The organism is Pseudomonadota bacterium (assembly GCA_018823285.1).
Classification (GTDB): Bacteria; Desulfobacterota; Desulfobulbia; order Desulfobulbales; family JAGXFP01; genus JAHJIQ01.
In genome coordinates this window covers 77873-97354 of the sequence record JAHJIQ010000018.1, presented here as the reverse complement: position 1 = coordinate 97354, position 19482 = coordinate 77873, and the positions used below count along the sequence as shown (strand labels likewise).

At 51.9% G+C, this 19482-nt stretch carries 21 protein-coding genes; 19 read left to right on the top strand and 2 right to left on the bottom strand.

The window, feature by feature from the left end:
* Window positions 1–52: 52 nt before the first annotated feature.
* A complete protein-coding gene (locus KKG35_05925) occupies window positions 53–673 on the top strand; it encodes a MotA/TolQ/ExbB proton channel family protein (GenBank protein MBU1737659.1) in 621 nt (206 codons plus the stop codon).
* Window positions 674–684: 11 nt separating this feature from the next.
* Window positions 685–1086 (top strand): biopolymer transporter ExbD, encoded by a 402-nt coding sequence (locus KKG35_05920; protein MBU1737658.1) that lies wholly within the window; start codon window positions 685–687, stop codon window positions 1084–1086.
* Window positions 1087–1156: 70 nt separating this feature from the next.
* On the opposite strand, the gene KKG35_05915 is transcribed toward KKG35_05920, so the two are convergent.
* Both KKG35_05915 and KKG35_05910 read right to left on the bottom strand, forming a co-directional pair.
* Window positions 1157–1615 carry a cupin domain-containing protein gene (locus KKG35_05915; GenBank protein MBU1737657.1) on the bottom strand — a complete coding sequence of 153 codons (459 nt, stop codon included), beginning with the start codon at window positions 1613–1615 and terminating at the stop codon, window positions 1157–1159.
* 15 nt (window positions 1616–1630) lie between these two features.
* Window positions 1631–3007, bottom strand: coding sequence for an FkbM family methyltransferase (locus KKG35_05910; GenBank protein MBU1737656.1), 1377 nt, complete (start codon window positions 3005–3007; stop codon window positions 1631–1633).
* A gap of 811 nt (window positions 3008–3818) precedes the next feature.
* Between KKG35_05910 and KKG35_05905 the strand changes: the two genes are divergently transcribed.
* The 17 genes from KKG35_05905 (at window position 3819) to KKG35_05825 (ending at window position 19476) form a co-directional block, all read left to right on the top strand.
* The gene (locus KKG35_05905) at window positions 3819–4319 is read left to right on the top strand and encodes a flagellar basal body-associated FliL family protein (protein MBU1737655.1); all 501 of its coding nucleotides are present in this window, start codon (window positions 3819–3821) and stop codon (window positions 4317–4319) included.
* A gap of 33 nt (window positions 4320–4352) precedes the next feature.
* Window positions 4353–5351: a flagellar motor switch protein FliM gene (fliM, locus tag KKG35_05900; protein ID MBU1737654.1), complete on the top strand. Its 999-nt coding sequence runs from the start codon at window positions 4353–4355 to the stop codon at window positions 5349–5351.
* A gap of 15 nt (window positions 5352–5366) precedes the next feature.
* Window positions 5367–5789 carry a flagellar motor switch protein FliN gene (fliN, locus tag KKG35_05895; protein MBU1737653.1) on the top strand — a complete coding sequence of 141 codons (423 nt, stop codon included), beginning with the start codon at window positions 5367–5369 and terminating at the stop codon, window positions 5787–5789.
* 10 nt (window positions 5790–5799) lie between these two features.
* The gene (locus KKG35_05890; GenBank protein MBU1737652.1) at window positions 5800–6303 is read left to right on the top strand and encodes a flagellar biosynthetic protein FliO; all 504 of its coding nucleotides are present in this window, start codon (window positions 5800–5802) and stop codon (window positions 6301–6303) included.
* 11 nt (window positions 6304–6314) lie between these two features.
* The gene (gene fliP / locus KKG35_05885) at window positions 6315–7100 is read left to right on the top strand and encodes a flagellar type III secretion system pore protein FliP (GenBank protein MBU1737651.1); all 786 of its coding nucleotides are present in this window, start codon (window positions 6315–6317) and stop codon (window positions 7098–7100) included.
* 3 nt (window positions 7101–7103) lie between these two features.
* Window positions 7104–7373, top strand: a complete 270-nt coding sequence (fliQ, locus tag KKG35_05880) for a flagellar biosynthesis protein FliQ (GenBank protein ID MBU1737650.1) — start codon at window positions 7104–7106, stop codon at window positions 7371–7373.
* A 27-nt stretch (window positions 7374–7400) separates the two neighbouring features.
* Window positions 7401–8192: a flagellar biosynthetic protein FliR gene (gene fliR / locus KKG35_05875; protein MBU1737649.1), complete on the top strand. Its 792-nt coding sequence runs from the start codon at window positions 7401–7403 to the stop codon at window positions 8190–8192.
* Window positions 8193–8198: 6 nt separating this feature from the next.
* Window positions 8199–9269, top strand: a complete 1071-nt coding sequence (gene flhB / locus KKG35_05870; GenBank protein MBU1737648.1) for a flagellar biosynthesis protein FlhB — start codon at window positions 8199–8201, stop codon at window positions 9267–9269.
* A gap of 87 nt (window positions 9270–9356) precedes the next feature.
* A complete protein-coding gene (flhA, locus tag KKG35_05865) occupies window positions 9357–11474 on the top strand; it encodes a flagellar biosynthesis protein FlhA (protein MBU1737647.1) in 2118 nt (705 codons plus the stop codon).
* Window positions 11475–11496: 22 nt separating this feature from the next.
* Window positions 11497–12603, top strand: coding sequence for a flagellar biosynthesis protein FlhF (locus KKG35_05860; protein MBU1737646.1), 1107 nt, complete (start codon window positions 11497–11499; stop codon window positions 12601–12603).
* A 111-nt stretch (window positions 12604–12714) separates the two neighbouring features.
* Window positions 12715–13596 carry a MinD/ParA family protein gene (locus KKG35_05855; GenBank protein MBU1737645.1) on the top strand — a complete coding sequence of 294 codons (882 nt, stop codon included), beginning with the start codon at window positions 12715–12717 and terminating at the stop codon, window positions 13594–13596.
* A 67-nt stretch (window positions 13597–13663) separates the two neighbouring features.
* On the top strand, window positions 13664–14452 hold the full coding sequence (locus KKG35_05850) for a FliA/WhiG family RNA polymerase sigma factor (protein MBU1737644.1): 789 nt from the start codon (window positions 13664–13666) through the stop codon (window positions 14450–14452).
* Window positions 14453–14585: 133 nt separating this feature from the next.
* Entirely contained in the window at window positions 14586–14963 is a 378-nt protein-coding gene (locus KKG35_05845) for a response regulator (GenBank protein ID MBU1737643.1), read from the top strand.
* Between the two features lie 17 nt (window positions 14964–14980).
* Window positions 14981–15769: a hypothetical protein gene (locus KKG35_05840; protein ID MBU1737642.1), complete on the top strand. Its 789-nt coding sequence runs from the start codon at window positions 14981–14983 to the stop codon at window positions 15767–15769.
* Between the two features lie 563 nt (window positions 15770–16332).
* Window positions 16333–17538: an ammonium transporter gene (locus KKG35_05835; GenBank protein ID MBU1737641.1), complete on the top strand. Its 1206-nt coding sequence runs from the start codon at window positions 16333–16335 to the stop codon at window positions 17536–17538.
* Between the two features lie 229 nt (window positions 17539–17767).
* Complete coding sequence (locus tag KKG35_05830; protein MBU1737640.1) at window positions 17768–18988, top strand: ammonium transporter; 1221 nt, start codon at window positions 17768–17770, stop codon at window positions 18986–18988.
* Between the two features lie 149 nt (window positions 18989–19137).
* Entirely contained in the window at window positions 19138–19476 is a 339-nt protein-coding gene (locus KKG35_05825) for a P-II family nitrogen regulator (protein MBU1737639.1), read from the top strand.
* Window positions 19477–19482 lie beyond the last annotated feature (6 nt).

Genomic DNA, 19482 nt, shown 5'->3' with positions numbered 1-19482 from the left:
TTTTTATCATACCCTCAAAATAGATTATACATTTCATCGCGTGAGAGACCGCATGCTCGATCTTCTTTCAAAGGGCGGACTTCTGGTCTGGCCGATACTCATCTGCTCCCTGGTCGGCTGGTTCATCTTCTTTCAAAAACTGCTGGTCTTTCGCTCCGCCGCGGGCAGAAAAGATGGCGAAAGCGTCCTGATCAGACTGGTGAATGACGGGCTGATCGACCAGGCGAAAGAGTTCGCCGCAGGCCATACCCCTCCTCGCACCAGGAGGCTGACCGCCGCCGAAAGACTTCTCGTTGAAATACTCGGTTCAGAAATCAAAGATCGGGACACTCTGGAAATACTGCTGAGTCACGGGGTGGAAAGAGAAGTCAGACATCTTTCCGGCAACCTTGGCACCCTGGCCGTTCTCGGCAACATCTCTCCCCTGCTCGGTCTTCTCGGAACAGTCGTCGGAATGATCAAGGCATTCATGGTTGTCGAAAACATGGGCGGCCGGGTCAATGCCTCGCTGCTCGCCGGAGGAATCTGGGAGGCCATGCTGACCACCGCCTGCGGGCTGATCGTCGCCATTCCGCTGATGATCTTCCACAATTACCTGCTCGGGAAACTCCATCTCCTTCAGTCGGATCTTGAGGAAGTGGCCATCCGGGTCATCAAGGGCTGGCCGGAATAAGGAAAGAATGCATGCTTCGATTTCCCCGAAAGGAACAGACCGCGAGCGTCATTCCCCTCACCGCCCTGATTGATATCGTTTTTCTGCTTCTGATCTATTTTCTCCTGACCAGCAACTTTATCGAGCAGGACTCGATGGATATAAAACTCCCGAGAGTCGAGACGCCAGGCATCTTACACCAGGAAAACCTTGTGGTGATGATTGACAGGAAGGGAGACTACTACATCGACAGCAAGAAAATTCCCGATCGGGATCTTGCTGAGACCCTTGAGATCTGGCTGCGTTATTCAAAGACCGGAAGCGTCTTGGTGAAAGCGGACCGGCGGGTGGTTTATGATCGGGTTATTCACCTGATGGACCTGGCCAAAAAACAGGGCGCCACAAAACTCATGCTCGCTACTGAACCGAAATGAGTTCTTTGCGCTTGGGGATTGGGGACCGTCGAACAGCGGTCATCACCCGGCAACCGATGATCGCTTCTGCTCAGGGCGAGGTAAATCTCTGCAGTTCCGGAGCAATCGTGAAAAGCCGCCTGGCCGTATCTGATTCGGGAGTAATCAGCTCAAAATCGAGGAACTCAAAGCCGGGCGCGACCGAACAGCCTGCCAGCACTTTCCCGGCTATCGGTTCCGCAGCCTGCCAGGTTCCGGCAGGCACGACGTTGCAGAAACAGTTTTCTGCTTCGGAAAGCGTCACCCGCTCCGGAAGCGACTCCGTTCCATCCCAGAGATAGAGATAGAGTCCTGCACCCTGGTACAAATTCCAGACCTCATCACTGGCTACCTTGTGAAAACGGCTCATCTCGCCTTCCTCCAGCGAGAAGTAAATATGGGTAAGTGCAGATCTGGACGAACCGCGAGAGGTCTGGATGACGGAAGACGATCTGAATACCTCCCGGTATCTGCCACCTTCCGGATGTTCAATAAAATCTGTCGGCTTCACGGCTGCAACTTTTGCTTATGAAGGAAAAACCCTCTTGATCATATCTTCTGTTTTCTTCATCTGGTCATCCATGTAGCCGAGCTCCCCAAGTTTTTCCAGGAGAGGCAATGAAGTGCGGCGGGTAAAATATGAAGAAAACGCGTGTTTTGAGATGTATTGTTCAAGAATCGAAGACAACAGCCACTCATTGATATCATCATGGGGAGATATGGCATCGTATCTTGGACAAACCGGCAAAAAAGGTTCAGCAATTTCCAGATCCCGACCACTGATGTGGCGGTTCATCAGGTCTCTTAAAATTCCTACCCCGAGAGCTCTTTCTCCTGCAGAAAAAGCAACTCTTGCAAAAACGGCCAGATGCTCAATTCCATGTTCGCCTTTTTCAAGTATATCGCGAACACCCTGTAATGCGGTAGACAGATACCCGACCCTTTCCGCTGCACTTGCTGATTCTGAACGGGAAAGAATGTAAGAGGTGAATATCTTCAGATAATCCTCTGAGGTTCCGGCCAGAAAGTGAAGACCGCTGATGGAATTTCCGAATGGAAATTGAAGTAAATATTCCCTGATCATCCCGGCATCAGGAGGACACTCCTGTTGACCGCTTTGTTTTACCAGATATTGTTCCGCCTCAAGAAGTGCCGCCTTGTCCTTCCTGCAGCAGAACAGATTCAAGAGATAGGGATCAAAAGGCTCATCAGGATTGAATGGAACCAGAACATCAAGTCCCGGGATAAGGCGATAACTGTCATATCCCAGGCTTTCAAAACGGTTGATGAGGGACAGGTTGACCTTCTCCCCGTGTTTCAGCTCAAACATGATCAACGGAGAGGACGAAGAAAGAAAACTTCTGCCTTTCTTCAGGATATTGCTTTCCTCTCCTTCAGCGTCAAGCTTGATGAAATCGATATCCCCCCATTGATATTTCTTCGCGCAATGATCGAGCGTCAACAGCAGAACCGTTTCCTGCTGGTTTCCTGCCACCGATTCCTTTGACAAACTGTTGAGTTCCGAATTAGGGCCGGTGAAGAAATTCGCCTTCCTGATTTTGTCTGAAAGCCCCGCCTGAATGAGTTCGATGTTGTTGAAACCGTTGTCCGCAATGCTCTTTCTTAAACAGGAAACCGTTGCCCCAGTAGGCTCAAAAGCCCACACTTTCCCCTGATCGCCTGCAATCCCGGCAAGGGTAAGGGTATAAAGACCATAATTTGCCCCGATATCTATTATTTTCATGCCCGGTTTGATGAAGGTCCGGAGAAACTTTATTTCATCCTCAAACCAGTCACCCTGCTCATGCAGAACGTATGGCGTCATGAGCTGTAACGAGGCGGGAACCGTCACTTGAATATTATCGACGATTGTTATGCTGGCGGTCCGGTTGTTCAAATTCATCGCAGATCAACTCTCAATTTACAGGAGTACGGTTTGTCTGAAACTTGCCTGTAGAACAGGCAGCGAAAACTGCGTTGTCCTCTACTGCAGGAACAACATCATCGGGCCAGGAGTTGGGAAAAAACCCTTTTTTTCATAAACCGGCTTCCCCAAGTCACTTGCCTTCAATATAACCCGATGGATTCCATTATGCTTGCAGTACTGAACTGCTTTCTCACTGGTTCGACCCCCTGCCTCTGAATTCCTTCGCCATATGCTTTACCGTGCAGAAAGGAAACAATGCAGCCCGGTGCCAGCCATCTGTATATTAAGAACAAAATATTAAACATGAGGGCAACCCGAAGCCACGCCGGGAAATTTATCGGCCGTGAGCAATAGAGAATCACCGGCAATTTTCATGGGGGATTTTTGACACCCCTCTCTGATTACGTCAATTATACGTCTCCCGTACAGGGCAATCTTGATAATTCGCGGCGGCACTGTAAAATTCGCTCCCCGGAAATTCCTGGGCTTTCACCTCAACCTGCCCCACCCCTAGTTATAAAAATCACTAATAATTCAAGTGCTTTACCAGCGAGTTAGCTGCGCGCAGACACTAACCCCCCAGGACCGGCCTTTACGTTCCGAAAACAGCCGGCGTCTGTCCCACCGCTCATTTATCCTGTTTTACTTCTGATAAAATTCTGTGGCATAATGTTTGCTTAGGTAAAGACACGGATCTTTTTTCACCCTTCGGGGATAAGTTTCGTGCGAGCAGGCAAGCTGCTCACCCAGCTTTATACAAACATCTATTCCGACAGGAGATCTTGACATGGCTGACGAAAAGGAAGCCCAGGGGGCTGAAGCAGAAGCGACACCCAGGAAAAAATCCAAGGCAATGTTGTTCATCCTGATCGGTGTCGGGATTTTGATGCTGGGCGGTGGCGGCTTTTTTGCCTATACGAAATTCCTTGCCCAGAAACCGGCGCCAGTACCTGAGAACCAGATAGAATCGGTCCAGCCTGAAGTGATCGGCGCGATCTACAAGCTGAGCGCCTTCACGGTGAACCTTGCCGACCCCAAAGGGAAACGTTATCTGAAACTCCAGGTTGAACTGGAACTTGAAAACGAACTTGCGGTAGAGCTTGCCACAAAAGCGGAACCAAAATTAAGGGATATGGTTATCATGCTCCTGACCAGTTTGACCTTTGAGGATGTAATGACCCCTGAAGGCAAGATCCGGATCAGGGACGAACTCCTCGACCGGTTCAACAGAATCATGCGCCCGGAAAAAGTGAAAAACATCTACTTCACCGAGTTTGTTGTTCAATAACCGCCGGTAACTTTTTAACCCTACGGACCAGACATTATGGAACAGATCTTAAGCCAGGACGAAGTAGATGCCTTATTGAAAGGCATATCCGGCGGAGATATAGAAGAGCCTGAAGAACCGATAGATTCGGAGGAGTTCGGGTTCACTCCCTACGATTTCACCCGGCAGGAAAAAATCGTCCAGGTAAAGATGCCCGGCATGGAGGTAATCCATGACTCGTTTCTGAGAGCGACGCGCGGTTCACTGGCATCCAGTCTGCGCCGGATCATCGATGTTACCGCAGTCCCTATGGAGCTTGACCGGTTCGGCGCCTTTGTCCGCACCCTTCCGGTACCGAGCAGTCTGCAGATCTTCAAAATGGAGCCCTTCAGAGGCCATGCCCTGATGGTTCTTGAGCCGAAACTGGTCTTCGCCTTTGTCGAGAATTTTCTGGGCGGGAGCGGCTCCAGAAACGTCCGGATCGAAGGGCGTGACTTCACTGCAATCGAGCAACGGCTGATCCAGAGGGTCGTGAACCTGCTTCTTTCCGATCTTGAAAAAGCCTGGAGTTCAGTGCACCCGATCAAGATCCAGTACCTGAGAAGCGAGATCAACCCGCAGTTTGCCAAGATCTGCCAGCCCGAAGATGTGGTCATCATCAACCGTTTTGAGGTTGATATGGACCGGGCCATCGGCAGCATCACTACCTGCATCCCTTTATCAAACCTTGAATCGGTGAAATCCAAGCTGACCACCTCTTTCCAGAAGGAACAGAGTGAGGAGGACATGCTGATCACCCGAAAATTGACGGACAACGTCAAAAACATTGAAGCGCCCTTCAATGTAAGACTGGGGACGGTATCATTGCCCGCCTCCGATATTTTGCAATTGGAGACAGGAGACATCCTGCAGCTTGACCAGAGAAAGGACTCACTGCTGCCCGGATTCATTGCCGGGCGGCTGAAGTACATGGGGACCCCCGGCATTCACCGGGGCAACATCTCGTACCTGATTAAACGCAAAGTTCTGGATCCTGAAAAAGAAACGATCTAGCGAGGAGTAATGGCCATGGCAGATGAAAATACAACTAAACCCCCTCAGGGGAGCAATCCCGGATCCGGGAGCGGCGGCGATGACTGGGCCGCCTCTCTTGAAGACCAGGCAGGCGGCAAACAAGCTCAGACCGCTGGATTTGAAGAGCTAGCCGAAGGCCGTACCGACAAAGCCGGAAGCCAGAACCTGGACTTCCTCCTCGACATTCCCCTGAAGGTCTCGGTGGAACTTGGCCGGGCAAAGATGATCATCAACAAACTGCTCCAGCTGACCCAGGGCTCCGTGGTCGAGCTTGACAAGGCGGCCGGTGAGCCGGTGGACATCCTGGTAAATGACAAGCTTCTCGGCAAAGGTGAGGTCATTGTGGTCAATGATCGTTTCGGCATCAGGATCACCGAAATTATCAGCCAGGCCGACAGAATAAAGAGCATGAGCTGAAGAGCCGCAAATGACCGGCATTAACAGGATACTTTCGACGGCTGTTCCGGCAGGAATTTTCACCGCACTCTTCCTGACTGAGGCCTTCGCCCTGACCACGGAACCCGGGATTCCGGCAGCGGTTTCCCCAGGCAGCACCGCAAGCCTGCTCCTGGCCATTGTCAAGGTTGCCGGAGCCCTTGCTCTGGTGATCGGCCTGATGATGCTGACCATGATGCTCTTCAGGAAATTCGGGGTGGGCAGGTCCGATCTCGGCAGTGGTTCATTGATCTCCATTCTGGACACCAGGATGGTTGCCCCGAAAAAATATGTGGCCGTGCTGAAGATTGCCGATGAACTCATCGCCGTCGGCATTACCGATCAGCAGATCAACCTGCTCGGCCATCTTGAAAACGGTGCGGAAATCATCTCATCCATTTCAGAAAAGAACGTCCCTGCCGGCGGGTTTTCTTTTCCAGATATTCTGGACCGGGCCGCCGGCTCTTTAAAGAATCTCAAAAACCGCCACCAATAACTGAAACAGCCATGAAAGTGTCAATCGAAATATCCGCCGGAACCACCCTTCAGCAATGGGTGATTTGCGGGTTGATCGGCGGTATCGCTCTTCTGGTCCCCGATCATTGCCTGGCCATCCCTTTGCCGAGTCTTCAGCTTGGTATTGAAGAGGCGAAGGATCCGCGCCAGGTTTCAGTCCTGATCGAGATCCTGCTGCTGTTCACGGTGCTGTCGATCGCCCCGGCCATTCTGCTGATGACCACCTGCTTCACCCGCCTGGTGGTAGCGTTCTCCTTTCTCCGGCATGCCATGGGGACCCAGCAGATGCCGCCCAATCAGGTCCTGATCGGATTATCGCTCTTTCTCACCTTGTTCATCATGACCCCAGTCTTCACCAAGATGAACAATACCGCGATCAAACCCTATCTGGCGGAAGAAATCAGCGCCGAGCGCGCCTTTGAGCTGAGCGTCAAACCGATGCGGGCATTCATGTTTTCCCAGACCAGGGAAAAGGATCTCTCCCTTTTTCTCAGTATGGCTGAAATCGGCAAACCAAAAAACCAGGATGAAGTGCCCACCTCGGTCCTGATCCCCGCTTTCATGATCAGCGAACTGAAAACCGCTTTCCAGATCGGCTTTGTGATCTTTCTGCCGTTTCTGATCATTGACATGGTGGTGGCAAGCGTCCTCTTGTCCATGGGCATGATGATGCTGCCGCCGATCATGGTCTCACTGCCATTCAAGCTGCTGCTGTTCGTTCTGGTTGACGGCTGGTATCTGCTGGTTGGCTCACTTGTTAAAAGTTTCGGGGTGTAACAGATGACTCCAATCGAGGTTGTTTCACTGTCCCAGGATGCCGTCAAAATCTGCCTGATGATCAGCGCCCCGCTCCTGATCGTGGGGATGGTGGTGGGGATTATCATCGCCCTTTTCCAGGCAACCACCCAGATCCAGGAGATGACCCTGACCTTTGTCCCGAAAATCGTAGCGATCATGATGACCCTGCTCTTCTTCTCTTCATGGATGATGACAACCATGATCGACTACACGGAAAACCTCATCAACAGCCTGCCGATGATCATCAGGTGATCCGGTGGGCGAGGACGGCAGACAATCATGATCGATAGTGGAGTATTAAACTGGACACTGACCCAGGTTCTCCTGCTGCTGGTCATCCTGATCCGGGTCGGCCCCCTGATCTTCCTGATGCCGGTCACGGGCTCAAGGGGTGTTCCCGGGCAGGTGAAGATCCTGATCTCCCTCATGACCGCCCTGGTTCTGGTTCCGGTTATCAGGATCGACCCGGGAATTCTGCCCGAAAGCGCCATCGACTTTATCATCTTTGTCGGCCGGGAGTTCTGCATCGGGATGACCCTGGCGCTCTTTGTCCGATTTGTTTTTGCCGCCGTGGAAACTGCCGGCCAGATGGTCGGAATCCAGATGGGCATGGGGATGGCGGGTACGATGGACCCGCAGTTCGGTGTCCAAATCTCCCTTGTGGGTTTTTTCTGGAATCTGGTGGCAATCCTTATCTTTCTAAGCCTTGACGGACATCATCTTTTTTTCCGGACCCTGGCCGACAGCTTTGACTGGATACAACCGGGCGGCATGGAGATCACCCAGGCAACCTATCTCGGCATCCTGAAAGGGGCGGCAAACATGTTTGTCCTGGCGGTAAAAATTATGGCACCGGCGGGAGCCGCCCTGTTTTTTTCCCATGTGGCAATGGGGATCATCGCCAAAACCGTTCCCCAGATCCCGATTCTTATTGTCGGCCTGCCGGTGAATATCGCCATCGGTCTTATTTTCGTCGGGCTCTCCCTTTCCTATCTGGCGCCGCTCATGATCAGCAATTTCGACATGCTCGGCCGACTGCTGCCCAGACTCGCCGCCGGACTCGGAGGATAACAGGACATGGCTGAAGAATCATCGGGCCAGGAAAAAACCGAACAGGCCACCCCCCGGCGCATCGCCGATGCCCGTAAAAAGGGAGATGTGGCAAAAAGCGCTGAAGTGCCTTCTGCGGCGGTTTTGCTTGCTGCACTGTTCACCCTGTATCTCACCGGGGATTACATGCTGCAGAGAATGATGCTCCTGCTGACCCATTATCTCGGCAACCTGGCGCAAATTGAAATCGTCGCGGTCAATATGCAGCAGATGACACTGGACAGTCTTACCGGCTCCGCTTTTATCCTGGCACCCCTGATGATGGCGATCTTCATCACAGCAATCATCGCCAATTTTGCCCAGTTCGGTCTCCTGTTCGCTCCCGACAGGATCACCCCGAAATTTTCCAAGGTCAACCCGATCCAGGGTTTCAGCAATCTATTTTCCAAGCAGACTTTGGCCCAGACCATCAAGTCGGTCCTGAAAGTCCTGCTGATCGGTTATGTGGCCTATTACGAAGTCATGAAGGCCCTGCCCGGCATCTTGCCCCTGATGGACGAGGGTCCATATCAGATACTTGCTTTCATGGCCAGGATCGCTTTCTGGATCTTCCTGAAATGCGCCCTGGTGATCGCGGCCCTTGCCGCTGCCGATTATGCATTCCAGCGCTGGCAATTCATGGAAAAGATGAAGATGACCAAGCAGGAGATCAAGGATGAAGCCAAACAGACCGAAGGCGACCCTCACGTGAAGGGCAGAATCCGCTCCATCCAGATGGAGATGGCACGGCGAAGAATGATGGAGGAAGTGCCGAAGGCGGATGTGATTATCACCAACCCGACCCATCTGGCCATTGCTTTACGTTACAACGCTGAAGCAATGAACGCCCCGATCGTGATCGCGAAAGGCGCGGGAATCATTGCCGAAAGGATTAAGGAAGTCGCCCTCGAGCATCACATCCCGATTATGGAAGACAAGCCCCTCGCCAGAGCCCTTTACAAAAATGTAAAGCTCGACAGCCCGATACCCGAGAATCTTTTCCAGGCGGTTGCGGAAGTTCTCGCTTATGTATACGGCCTGAAGCGAAAATCGGCCTGAGCCGGGGGAAAAAAAACCGGTCAGACAGCCACCGGCTCCGGAAGCTATTGAACTAAGCCAGTCATACAGGACAAAAACGGTGTAACCATGGCGGAAAAAACAGAAACTTTAGTCCAGGGCAGCCTCATGCAGATTGAAAAATCGAGTCTGGTGGTGGCGGTCGGGGTAGTGGCCATCCTGATGGTCATGATTATCCCCCTGCCCCCCTTTATGCTCGACCTGCTCCTGTCGATGAACATCACCGTAGGATTGCTGATTCTGCTGATGTCGATGTATAACGCGCACCCGCTTGATTTCTCCTCCTTTCCGTCCTTGCTGCTGATCACAACCCTCTTCAGGTTGTCGCTGAACATCGCCTCCACCCGGCTCATCCTTCTCCACGGTCACGAAGGTCTCGGAGCCGTGGGCCAGGTAATCCAGTCTTTCGGAAATTTTGTGGTGGGCGGCAGTTACGCGGTCGGTCTGATCATCTTCCTGATCATGGTTTTGATCAATTTCATCGTTATCACCAAAGGTTCCGGCCGGATCGCCGAAGTTGCCGCCCGGTTCACCCTTGATGCCATGCCGGGCAAGCAGATGGCGATCGACGCCGACCTGAACGCCGGACTGATCAATGAGGATGATGCCAAAAAACGCAGGGAAGACATCTCCCGTCAGTCGGAATTCTACGGATCAATGGACGGTGCCAGCAAATTTGTCCGCGGCGAGGCGATCGCCAGTATCGTCATCATGGTCATCAACATCATCGGCGGTTTTTTCATCGGCGCTTTCCTGCAGGGCATGGCCCTCGGGCAGGCAGTTGAAACTTACACCCTGCTTACCATCGGCGACGGTCTGGTCTCCCAGATTCCGGCGCTGATCATCTCCACCTCAGCCGGCATCATCGTCAGTCGCGCCGCTTCAGATGTGAGCATGGGCAAGGAGTTCTTCAATCAGTTTTCCAGTCAGCCCCATGCCATGTCGGTAGCTGCCGGAATCATTATTCTCTTCGGCCTCATTCCCGGCCTGCCCCATATTCCCTTTCTGGTCCTCGGGTCTCTTCTGGGTGGCCTCTCCATCATGGCCTTGCAGAAAGGGGCCAGAGAGCAGGAAAGCGCAGCAGAAGAAGTCGAGAAACAGAAAATGGCGGCCAAAGTTTCCCCGGGCTCACCGGAAACAGTGGAAGCGCTTCTCCCCCTGGACATCCTTGAGCTTGAAGTGGGTTACGGCCTCATCCCGCTGGTCGATGACAGCCAGAAAGGCGACCTGCTGGAAAGGATCCGGGCCATCAGACGCCAGTTCGCGATCGATATGGGACTAATTATTCCGCCAATGCATGTGCGGGACAATCTGCAATTGCGCCCCGATGAATACACCCTTCTCCTGAAAGGCGTTGAAATCGCCCGGGGCGAGGTCATGGTGGACCATCTTCTGGCCATGGACTCCGGCGCGGCCAAGCGTGAACTGGAAGGCATTCCGACCCACGAACCGGCATTCAAACTGCCGGCAACCTGGATCACTGTTGAGAAACGGGATGAGGCACAGATGGCGGGCTACACCGTGGTCGATCCTTCAACGGTCATCGCCACCCATCTGACTGAAATCCTTCGCAGTCATGGCGATGAACTCTTAGGCCGGCAAGACACCCAGAAGCTTCTCGACAATCTGGCGAAGACCCATCCGAAGGTGGTTGAAGAGCTTGTTCCGGGAATTATGGGTCTGGGCGGTATTCAAAAGGTGTTGCAGAACCTCCTTCGCGAAAGGGTTTCTATCCGCGACCTGCTGACCATCTGTGAAACGCTCGCAGACCATGCGCTGATGACCAAGGACCCGGATGTTCTCACAGAGTTTGTCAGGCAGAAACTATCCCGCTCAATTGTCGGGGGATTCACCAATGAAGAAGGCACGCTCTCGGTTCTCACCCTCGCAACCAAGACCGAAGATCTGATCCGCGAATCTATTCAGAAATCGGAACAGGGTTCCTATCTTGCCCTGGAACCGAACCTTGCCCAGCGGCTCCTGGAGTCCATTCAGGCTTCGGTCGACAAAATAGCCGAGGGCGGATACCATCCGCTGATTCTCTGTTCTGCGCCGATCAGACGCCATTTACGGCGCTTCCTGGAACGCTTTATGCCCCAGATCATTATTATCTCCCACAACGAACTGACGACCCAATCAAAAATTGAGTCCCTTGGCACAATCGAGATCAATCCGAGAAAGAACTAACGACAAGTGACGGGCAACAGATATGCAGATAAAAAGATTTGAAGCAGCCGACACCAGAACCGCTCTGGAGATGGTCAAAAAAGAGATGGGTGAAGACGCCGTGATCCTTTCAACACGGACTGTTCATGGAATATCAGGTCGCGGCAGAGGACATATGGAGGTCGTGGCCGCCATGGATTATGACCTCGAAGAACTCTCAGGGTATCAAAGTAACAAAACCGCCGCCTTTCTCCCCTCGGGAACTCCTTCTGCCGTTTTCCCGCCCGGAAAATTCACGACAAAAAGGCCGGCTTCTTCCGAAGCACGGGTCCTGCAGGCCAGATTCAACGAATTATATAACAAAAACAGCACCTTACAGAAAAGAGGCCCCCTCCCCGGACCGGAAATCAATAGAAGAAGCAGACCCACCCGCGCTGACATCGACATCTGGAGGCAGAATCTTATCGAACGGCTGAAGATCACGCCATTAACCTGCTCCAGGAGCCAGGTGCCGAAGGTGATGGCAATGGTCGGCAGCACCGGTTCCGGAAAGACCACAACTGCCGCCAAACTCGCAGCATGGTTCAGTATCCGGCAGGGGCTCAAGGTGACGCTTCTCTCCCTTGACTGCTACCGGATCGGCGCCACCGAACAACTGCGGACCTACGCAAGAATCATGCGCATTCCCTGTGAAATAGTGCTTCGGGAAGAGGATCTTGACCGTGCCCTTGCCAAACATTCCAGCCAGGATCTGGTCATCATCGATACCGCCGGCAGAAGCCCTTACGATCACAAACACCTCGCGGAGATGACCGAACTTTTTTCACCGAGAACCTCCATCAAACCATATCTGGTTGTAAACGCCACCGCCAAGAAAGAGGATCTCAGACATCTGGCAAAGGCATATCAGCCGATGTCGCCCGCCGGACAGATCATCACCAAACTCGATGAAACCAGAGCCTACGCAACCCTCTGCCAGCATCTGGCCGAGACCGGAATGCCCATTTCCGGGTTGTGCACCGGCCAGCGGGTTCCTGAAGACTACCTCCCTGCCGATCTCGGCTACCTCTCGGCCCTCTTTACCAAAGGGTGGAGCGCGGCCGAGAAGAGCGCTGTATTTTCAGGATTGAAAACATGGAAGGAAAACTGATCGGATTGTCGTGTCCAGTCCGGCACCGCTTGAGAGATAATACAAACATCTCCCTGATGTCGTGGCAATTTTTCTTCGCTTTACGCTATAATCTTTAAATGAGGGCAACAAATGACGCAGGCTGATACACTGGAAAAGATCATGACAAAACGCAACGGGGTAAACATGGGCATCCACCCGAAAGGAATCCGATCACCTCGGGTCATCTGTATCACCAGCGGGAAAGGCGGGGTCGGCAAATCCAATATCGCCACCAATCTTGCTTATAGCCTCGCCGCCAAAGGGAAAAATGTTCTGATTCTCGATGCAGATCTGAACCTGGCCAATATCGACGTGCTTCTCGGCCTTACCCCCCGCTACAATATCAACCATGTCCTGAAGGGGGAAAAAAGCCTGCGGGAGGTCATTGTCGAAGGTCCAGGCGGATTCTCGATTCTCCCGGCCAGTTCGGGAATAATGGAGCTCGCTCACATCACCGAGAAACAGAAACTTTATTTCCTGTCGGAAATGGAAACCGTGGCAAACGATCTGGATTTTCTGCTGATCGATACCGCTGCCGGAATAAATGACAACGTCGTCTACTTTAACCTGACCGCCCAGGAAAGAATCATCGTCCTCACCCCCGAACCAACTTCCCTGACAGATGCGTATGCCCTGATCAAGGTTCTTGCCAGCCGACATGACGTCAAAAAATTCAGAGTGCTGGTCAATCAGGCTGGCTCGGACAAGGAAGCGACAAACGTGTTCCGCAAACTTTCCGATGTCGCCGACCGTTTTCTCGACACCATCTCTCTGGACTTCCTGGGATTCATTCCAACTGATGCAAGCCTGCCGAAAGCTGTCCGCAAGCAACGCCTGGTCTCTGCTCTCTACCCGGAATCCTCTTCCAGCCAATCATTCGCCAGGCTCGCGGAAGAAATTTCCGGTGAAACCCCGGAGCAAACACCCGACGGGAATATAAAATTTTTCTGGAAAGGCATTGTTGATCTGTAATACTATTCAACATGCGCTCTATTATGAACCAATTTAGCCTCTTGCCGGAATGTATTCTCAATTACAGATGAACAGAAATCCTTCACCAAAACTGAAAGATTATACAAAATTGTATTTTGACACGGCGGGCAAACTTGACCATGGCAAACGCAACGAGCTTATCATTACCTGTACTCCGCTGATCAAATATATCGCCATCCGCCTTGCATCACGGCTTCCGGCCCATGTTTCAACCGATGACCTGATCAGTTGCGGCATAATCGGCCTGATCGATGCCATCGACAAATTCGATCTTTCAAAAAATGTCCAGTTCAAAACTTACGCCGAATTCAGGATTAAGGGGGCCATGCTTGATGAACTGCGCTCACTCGACTGGATGCCGAGATCCGTACGCAGAAAAGTGACCGATCTTGAAAAAGCTTACGGCACCCTGGAAAAAAAGCTCGGCAGACCTGCCACTGACGAAGAGGTCGCTGAATCGCTAGACCTGGAACTGGATGAGTTCCACAAACTCCTCAACGAAACCAAGAGCATTTCCTTTATTGATATCGAACTCTTGAGGCAAAAAGTAACACCGCATGACGTCAGTGAAAGCATGATAGAATCCCTGACCAAGAGTGACGATGATCCTTTTGCCGCCATAAGTCTATCGGAGATACGGACCATCCTCGCCCAGGCGATCACTGAACTGCCTGAAAAGGAACGGCTGGTGGTCACCCTGTACTATTACGAGGAGCTCACCATGAAAGAAATCGGTGACGTCATGGACTACACCGAGTCTCGTATTTCCCAGATGCACAGCAAATCAATGTTGCGCCTCAGGACAAAACTGAAAAAAGCTCTGGAAGACGTATAGCTGTTGGTAAAACCAAAGTTCTCCTCGGGGAAAAAATCTTTACTTTTCAGCCGTCGAAGCTCATTATATTAATGCTTTTACAGAATACAACTTCATCACAGCCTGAAAACACATCTTTCTACAGGAGGAAAGGATGCCCGATACCAATATGAAAGTTCTCGTGGTGGATGATTTCGCAACCATGAGGCGTATTGTAAAGAACATTCTGACTCAGCTGGGCTTTAAGAATATTGTTGAAGCTGACGATGGGACCACCGCCCTGCAGGTACTGAAACAGGAAAAAATCGACATGATCATTTCCGACTGGAACATGCCCAAGATGACAGGCCTTGACCTGCTCAAATCGGTCAGAGCCGACCCCGACCTGGCCAACCTGCCATTCATTATGGTGACCGCTGAGGCACAACAGGACAATATCATCCTGGCAGTTAAAGCCAAGGTCAGCCAGTATATCGTGAAACCCTTCACAGCTGAAACCCTGAGCGAGAAGATCGACAAGATCTTCGGTTAAACAATCACCTCTGGCCGATGAGCGCAAAAGAGCACGACCAGGCAACTGGCGAAATTGACATCGATTCCGAGCAGGACTGGGGGGATGACTGGGAATCCGCCTTCCAGGCTGAAGAAGATCTTTTCAGCGAAGATATCGAGAAGCAACTTCAGGCAGATGACCTTGATGAATCCTGGGACGAAGTCCTTGCCGTAGGTGGAGGAGAAGATACCGCTTCCTCCCCGGCAAGCAAAAAAGAAGCTCCGACAGCATCCTCAACCGAAATCCCCGAGACCGAAAAAATCCCCGCCCCCGATTTTCTCAAAAAAATCGACGGCAAATTATCTGCCCTGCCATTCTCCCTCAAAGTGGCTTTTTCATTTCTGCCGATCATCGCCCTGTTCCTGGCGCTCATTCCTTTCTTTTTTTCAAACCATCAGGGGCCGGAAATCATCCTTCCAACCGAACAGACGATTCCCGATGCAAAATCCACACTCCCGGCCGCCCCGGAAAAAGTACGAAGCAAATGGCCGCTGACCTCTTTTTTTATTCCGGTAAACGGCGAAAACCCGCCTTCGACAATCTTCCTGAACCTTGATATCACGATGATTCTGCTCCTTGACAAAGACCAGGAGCTTCCTTCCGACAATGTTTCCAGAGCCCGAGACCTGGTATATCAGTTCTACACCAACAGACCTCTTTACGAGTTGCGGCGTTTCGCATTGGCACGAGGTGAAATGAACAAGAAATTAATAAGCTGGATTCGCAAGCAGTGGCCGGAAGTAGATCTCGAAACAATTGTTTTTGATCATTATGAATTGATCTGAATCACTCCCTTCCCGCGCCCAACTTTTCAATCTTCCCTCACCAGCTTCAGATAGCTGACCCGCAAGACAAACCCCTTTTACAAATACTCCCTGAATCCGTGACGGCATCGCGCGATCAATCAGCTCAGGGGGTTGTAATTACGCAAGAAATTTCTGCTTAGTTGCGGAGGCGGATATTCACCCGCCGCCCTGTGGGGCGTTCGAGAGCGGCACATCCGGAGTCTTCCTGCGGTCGCTTGCCTGCTGCGTTGACACCTCGTTGATATACCATATGTATAATCAACATCGTCGTGCCTCGAAGGTCTCGCCGGCTCGCTATCTGCATTTGTACCGCTCTCGAACGCTCACGGCTTCACATACTACATATTTGTTATTTGCTTCTCGAACAAAACGACAATTATGTAATCGTTGCAGAATAAGCCTCGCACCAAAAAACCATGATTTATTGTTTTATATCAACATGTTAGCACGGATTTTTCATTTCTGGCACACCAGTTGCTATTACAAGAAAGCGCTTTGTAGAAAAACTATTCAGATTCAATAATGCGGATGAGGAGAAGAAAATGATCAATACAGGTGACACCGCTTTCATGATGGTGGCAACAGCCCTGGTCATGCTGATGACCCCGGGACTTGCCCTTTTTTACGGAGGCATGGTCAGGTCAAAGAATGTGCTTTCGACAATTATGCAAAGTTTTATCTGCCTGGGACTGATAACCATTATCTGGGTTCTGTACGGATACACCCTATCTTTCGGCCCGGACATCGGAGGATTTATCGGCGGGCTGAAATGGCTGGGCCTGAAAGGCATCGGTCTTGCTCCCGGCCAATATGCAGCTTCAATACCAGACCTCCTTTTCGTGGCGTTCCAGATGATGTTTGCAATCATCACCCCAGCCTTGATCACCGGCGCCTTTGCCGAAAGAATTAAATTTTCAGCCTTTCTTCTATTTACCCTTCTCTGGTCAACTCTGGTTTACTTCCCCGTATGTCACTGGGTCTGGGGCGGTGGCTGGCTCGGCAGCCACGGAGCGCTGGACTTTGCCGGAGGCACCGTAATCCACATCAATTCAGGAGCAGCGGCTCTGGTCTGCGCCCTGGTTCTCGGCAAAAGAAAAGGATGGGGCCGGGAATCATTTCACCCCCACAATCTTGGGATGACAGTGCTGGGCGCCGGAATCCTCTGGTTCGGCTGGTTCGGATTTAATGCCGGCTCCGCACTTTCCGCCGGAGAAACCGCAGTCCTTGCCTTTTTCACAACCCAGGTCGCAACCGCTGCTGCCGCACTCTCCTGGGTCCTTGCAGAATGGAAAGTCCAGGGGAAACCAACCACCCTTGGGGCCGCATCAGGGGCCGTTGCCGGCCTGGTTGCGATTACCCCCGGCGCTGGATTTGTCAGCCCCATGGCTGCAATTGCCATTGGCCTAGTGGGCGGCGCTCTTTGCTACTTTGCCGTAATCGCCAAAGCCAAGATCGGCTACGATGATGCGCTTGATGTTGTAGGCGTACATGGCGTCGGAGGACTCTGGGGCGCCCTTGCCACCGGGGTCTTCGCCTCGGTTGGCGCCACAGGGCTTTTTACCGGAAATCCCGGCCAGGTATGGATTCAGCTGTACGGCGCCGTTGCCACCATTGCTTATTCGATGATCGTCACCTGGATCATCCTGAAAGTAGTCGGGGCGTTAACCGGCGGCCTCAGGGTCTCCGAAGAAGATGAAAACCAGGGTCTTGATCTGAGTCAGCATAGCGAAACTGGATACTCCTTATAGCCCTCGTTGTATCTTGTCTGAAATGCTACACAAATGTAGCATTTCAGACCAATGTTTACATTTTTGTAACTATCGGTCTTGCCGACAGGACAGAAAAAAAACGCCAATCCAGATAGTTAGAGAAGACTCCGACAAACAGGCCATTCAGCAAAAATCAGGCATACTCCTTGCTCATTACTAAAGTTCATTTTCTATTCAATCAATGAACCAGAACAAGGAGTGTAAGATGATGAATACCGGAGATACCGCATTTATTCTCGCCGCAGCAGGATTGGTGCTGCTGATGACCCCTGGCCTGGCCTTGTTTTACGCAGGTATGGTCAGGAGCAAGAACGTGCTCGGCACTATCCTGCAGAGCTTTATCATGATCTCACTGATCAGCATTGAGTGGGTTTATCTGGGCTACACAATGTCCTTCGGACCTGATGTTGGCGGCATAGTCGGAGATCTTTCCTGGTTTGCCCTGAAAGGAGTGACAACTGAACCCAGTGCTGTTTACGCCACAACCATTCCTCAGATGGTATTTATGATCTACCAATGTATGTTTGCCATCATAACCCCCGCACTCATCACCGGGGCATTTGCCGAGAGAGTCCGTTTTGCCCCCTTCCTGGTCTTCAGTCTGGCATGGGCGGTGTTTGTTTACAATCCGGTATGCCACTGGATTTGGGGTTCGGGCGGCTGGCTTGGTGCCAGAGGGGTACTTGATTTTGCCGGCGGACTGGTAGTGCACCTTACCTGCGGCGCGGCAGCGCTCGCCGCAGTGATGGTCATCGGTCCCCGCAGAAAGTTCGGCGCCACCAACTTAATGCCCCATAATCTGCCGATGACCTTGCTGGGTACCGGACTTCTCTGGTTCGGCTGGTTCGGATTTAATGGCGGCAGCGCTCTTGCTGCCGACAGAATAGCCGCAACCGCCTTTACCTCAACCCACCTCGGCGGCATGGCGGGCATGGCGATGTGGGTCTTGGTTGAATGGATTAAAACCGGCAAACCAACCACTCTGGGAGCTGCTTCAGGGGCGATCGCCGGACTCGCGACGATCACTCCTGCCGCCGGTTTTGTCGGCCCGAATTCCGCGATTATTATCGGCCTTGCCGCTGGTTTCTGCTGTTATCAGGCGGTGTCACTGAAAAACCGGCTCGGCTTTGACGACAGTCTTGATGTGGTGGGAATCCATGGCTTAGGGGGTGTTATCGGGACCATCCTCCTCGGGGTTTTCGCCTCCAAAACGGTCAACCCGAATGGAGCCGATGGGCTGCTGGCCGGAAACAGCGATTTTCTCCTCACCCAGATCTTCGGTATCCTGGTGGTTGGGGTGTATGCCTTTCTGGTAAGCTGGGGCCTCTGCAAACTGATCCATGCAACTCTGGGGCTCAGAGTTTCTGAAGAGAGCGAGGTTCAGGGTCTTGACCTCAGCGAACACAATGAAACCGCATACAGCTCATAAACACCTTTAAAAATGCTGATTTTGGTTATACAACAATGTTATCAACAAGTGGAAATGAAGCCTCCCCAAAAGACTCAAGAAACCAAAGGTCATCTCCCGGCGCCAGATAATGATCCGGATTCCGGGCAGATGAAAGAAAGGAGAAGCAGATGAAAAAAATTGAAGCAATCATTAAGCCGTTTAAACTCGACGATGTAAAGGAAGCCTTAAACTCCATAGGCATAAAAGGGATGACCGTCTCCGAGGTGAAAGGTTATGGACGCCAGAAGGGACACAAGGAGATCTATCGCGGTGCGGAATACCAGGTAGACTTCATTCCAAAAATCAAACTTGAGATAGTCATTGAGGCCACCCTGGTCGACAAGGTGGTTGATACAATCCGTGATGCCGCCAACACTGAAAAGATCGGGGACGGCAAAATTTTCGTCCTGCCGGTTGAAGAGGTGGTCAGGGTCCGTACCGGAGAAAAAGGCAAGGAAGCCATCTAAACATCC

Excerpts from the sequence above, each read along its gene's own strand:
- KKG35_05905 (MBU1737655.1), top strand. The coding sequence starts at position 3,819 with ATGGCTGACGAAAAGGAAGCCCAGGGGGCTGAAGCAGAAGCGACACCC.
- KKG35_05850 (MBU1737644.1), top strand. The coding sequence starts at position 13,664 with ATGAACAGAAATCCTTCACCAAAACTGAAAGATTATACAAAATTGTAT.
- fliP (MBU1737651.1), top strand. The coding sequence starts at position 6,315 with ATGAAAGTGTCAATCGAAATATCCGCCGGAACCACCCTTCAGCAATGG.
- flhB (MBU1737648.1), top strand. The coding sequence starts at position 8,199 with ATGGCTGAAGAATCATCGGGCCAGGAAAAAACCGAACAGGCCACCCCC.
- KKG35_05910 (MBU1737656.1), bottom strand. The coding sequence starts at position 3,007 with ATGAATTTGAACAACCGGACCGCCAGCATAACAATCGTCGATAATATT.
- KKG35_05825 (MBU1737639.1), top strand. The coding sequence starts at position 19,138 with ATGAAAAAAATTGAAGCAATCATTAAGCCGTTTAAACTCGACGATGTA.
- KKG35_05920 (MBU1737658.1), top strand. The coding sequence starts at position 685 with ATGCTTCGATTTCCCCGAAAGGAACAGACCGCGAGCGTCATTCCCCTC.
- fliQ (MBU1737650.1), top strand. The coding sequence starts at position 7,104 with ATGACTCCAATCGAGGTTGTTTCACTGTCCCAGGATGCCGTCAAAATC.
- KKG35_05855 (MBU1737645.1), top strand. The coding sequence starts at position 12,715 with ATGACGCAGGCTGATACACTGGAAAAGATCATGACAAAACGCAACGGG.
- KKG35_05925 (MBU1737659.1), top strand. The coding sequence starts at position 53 with ATGCTCGATCTTCTTTCAAAGGGCGGACTTCTGGTCTGGCCGATACTC.
- KKG35_05830 (MBU1737640.1), top strand. The coding sequence starts at position 17,768 with ATGAATACCGGAGATACCGCATTTATTCTCGCCGCAGCAGGATTGGTG.
- KKG35_05860 (MBU1737646.1), top strand. The coding sequence starts at position 11,497 with ATGCAGATAAAAAGATTTGAAGCAGCCGACACCAGAACCGCTCTGGAG.
- KKG35_05890 (MBU1737652.1), top strand. The coding sequence starts at position 5,800 with ATGACCGGCATTAACAGGATACTTTCGACGGCTGTTCCGGCAGGAATT.
- KKG35_05835 (MBU1737641.1), top strand. The coding sequence starts at position 16,333 with ATGATCAATACAGGTGACACCGCTTTCATGATGGTGGCAACAGCCCTG.
- fliN (MBU1737653.1), top strand. The coding sequence starts at position 5,367 with ATGGCAGATGAAAATACAACTAAACCCCCTCAGGGGAGCAATCCCGGA.
- KKG35_05840 (MBU1737642.1), top strand. The coding sequence starts at position 14,981 with ATGAGCGCAAAAGAGCACGACCAGGCAACTGGCGAAATTGACATCGAT.
- flhA (MBU1737647.1), top strand. The coding sequence starts at position 9,357 with ATGGCGGAAAAAACAGAAACTTTAGTCCAGGGCAGCCTCATGCAGATT.
- KKG35_05845 (MBU1737643.1), top strand. The coding sequence starts at position 14,586 with ATGCCCGATACCAATATGAAAGTTCTCGTGGTGGATGATTTCGCAACC.
- fliR (MBU1737649.1), top strand. The coding sequence starts at position 7,401 with ATGATCGATAGTGGAGTATTAAACTGGACACTGACCCAGGTTCTCCTG.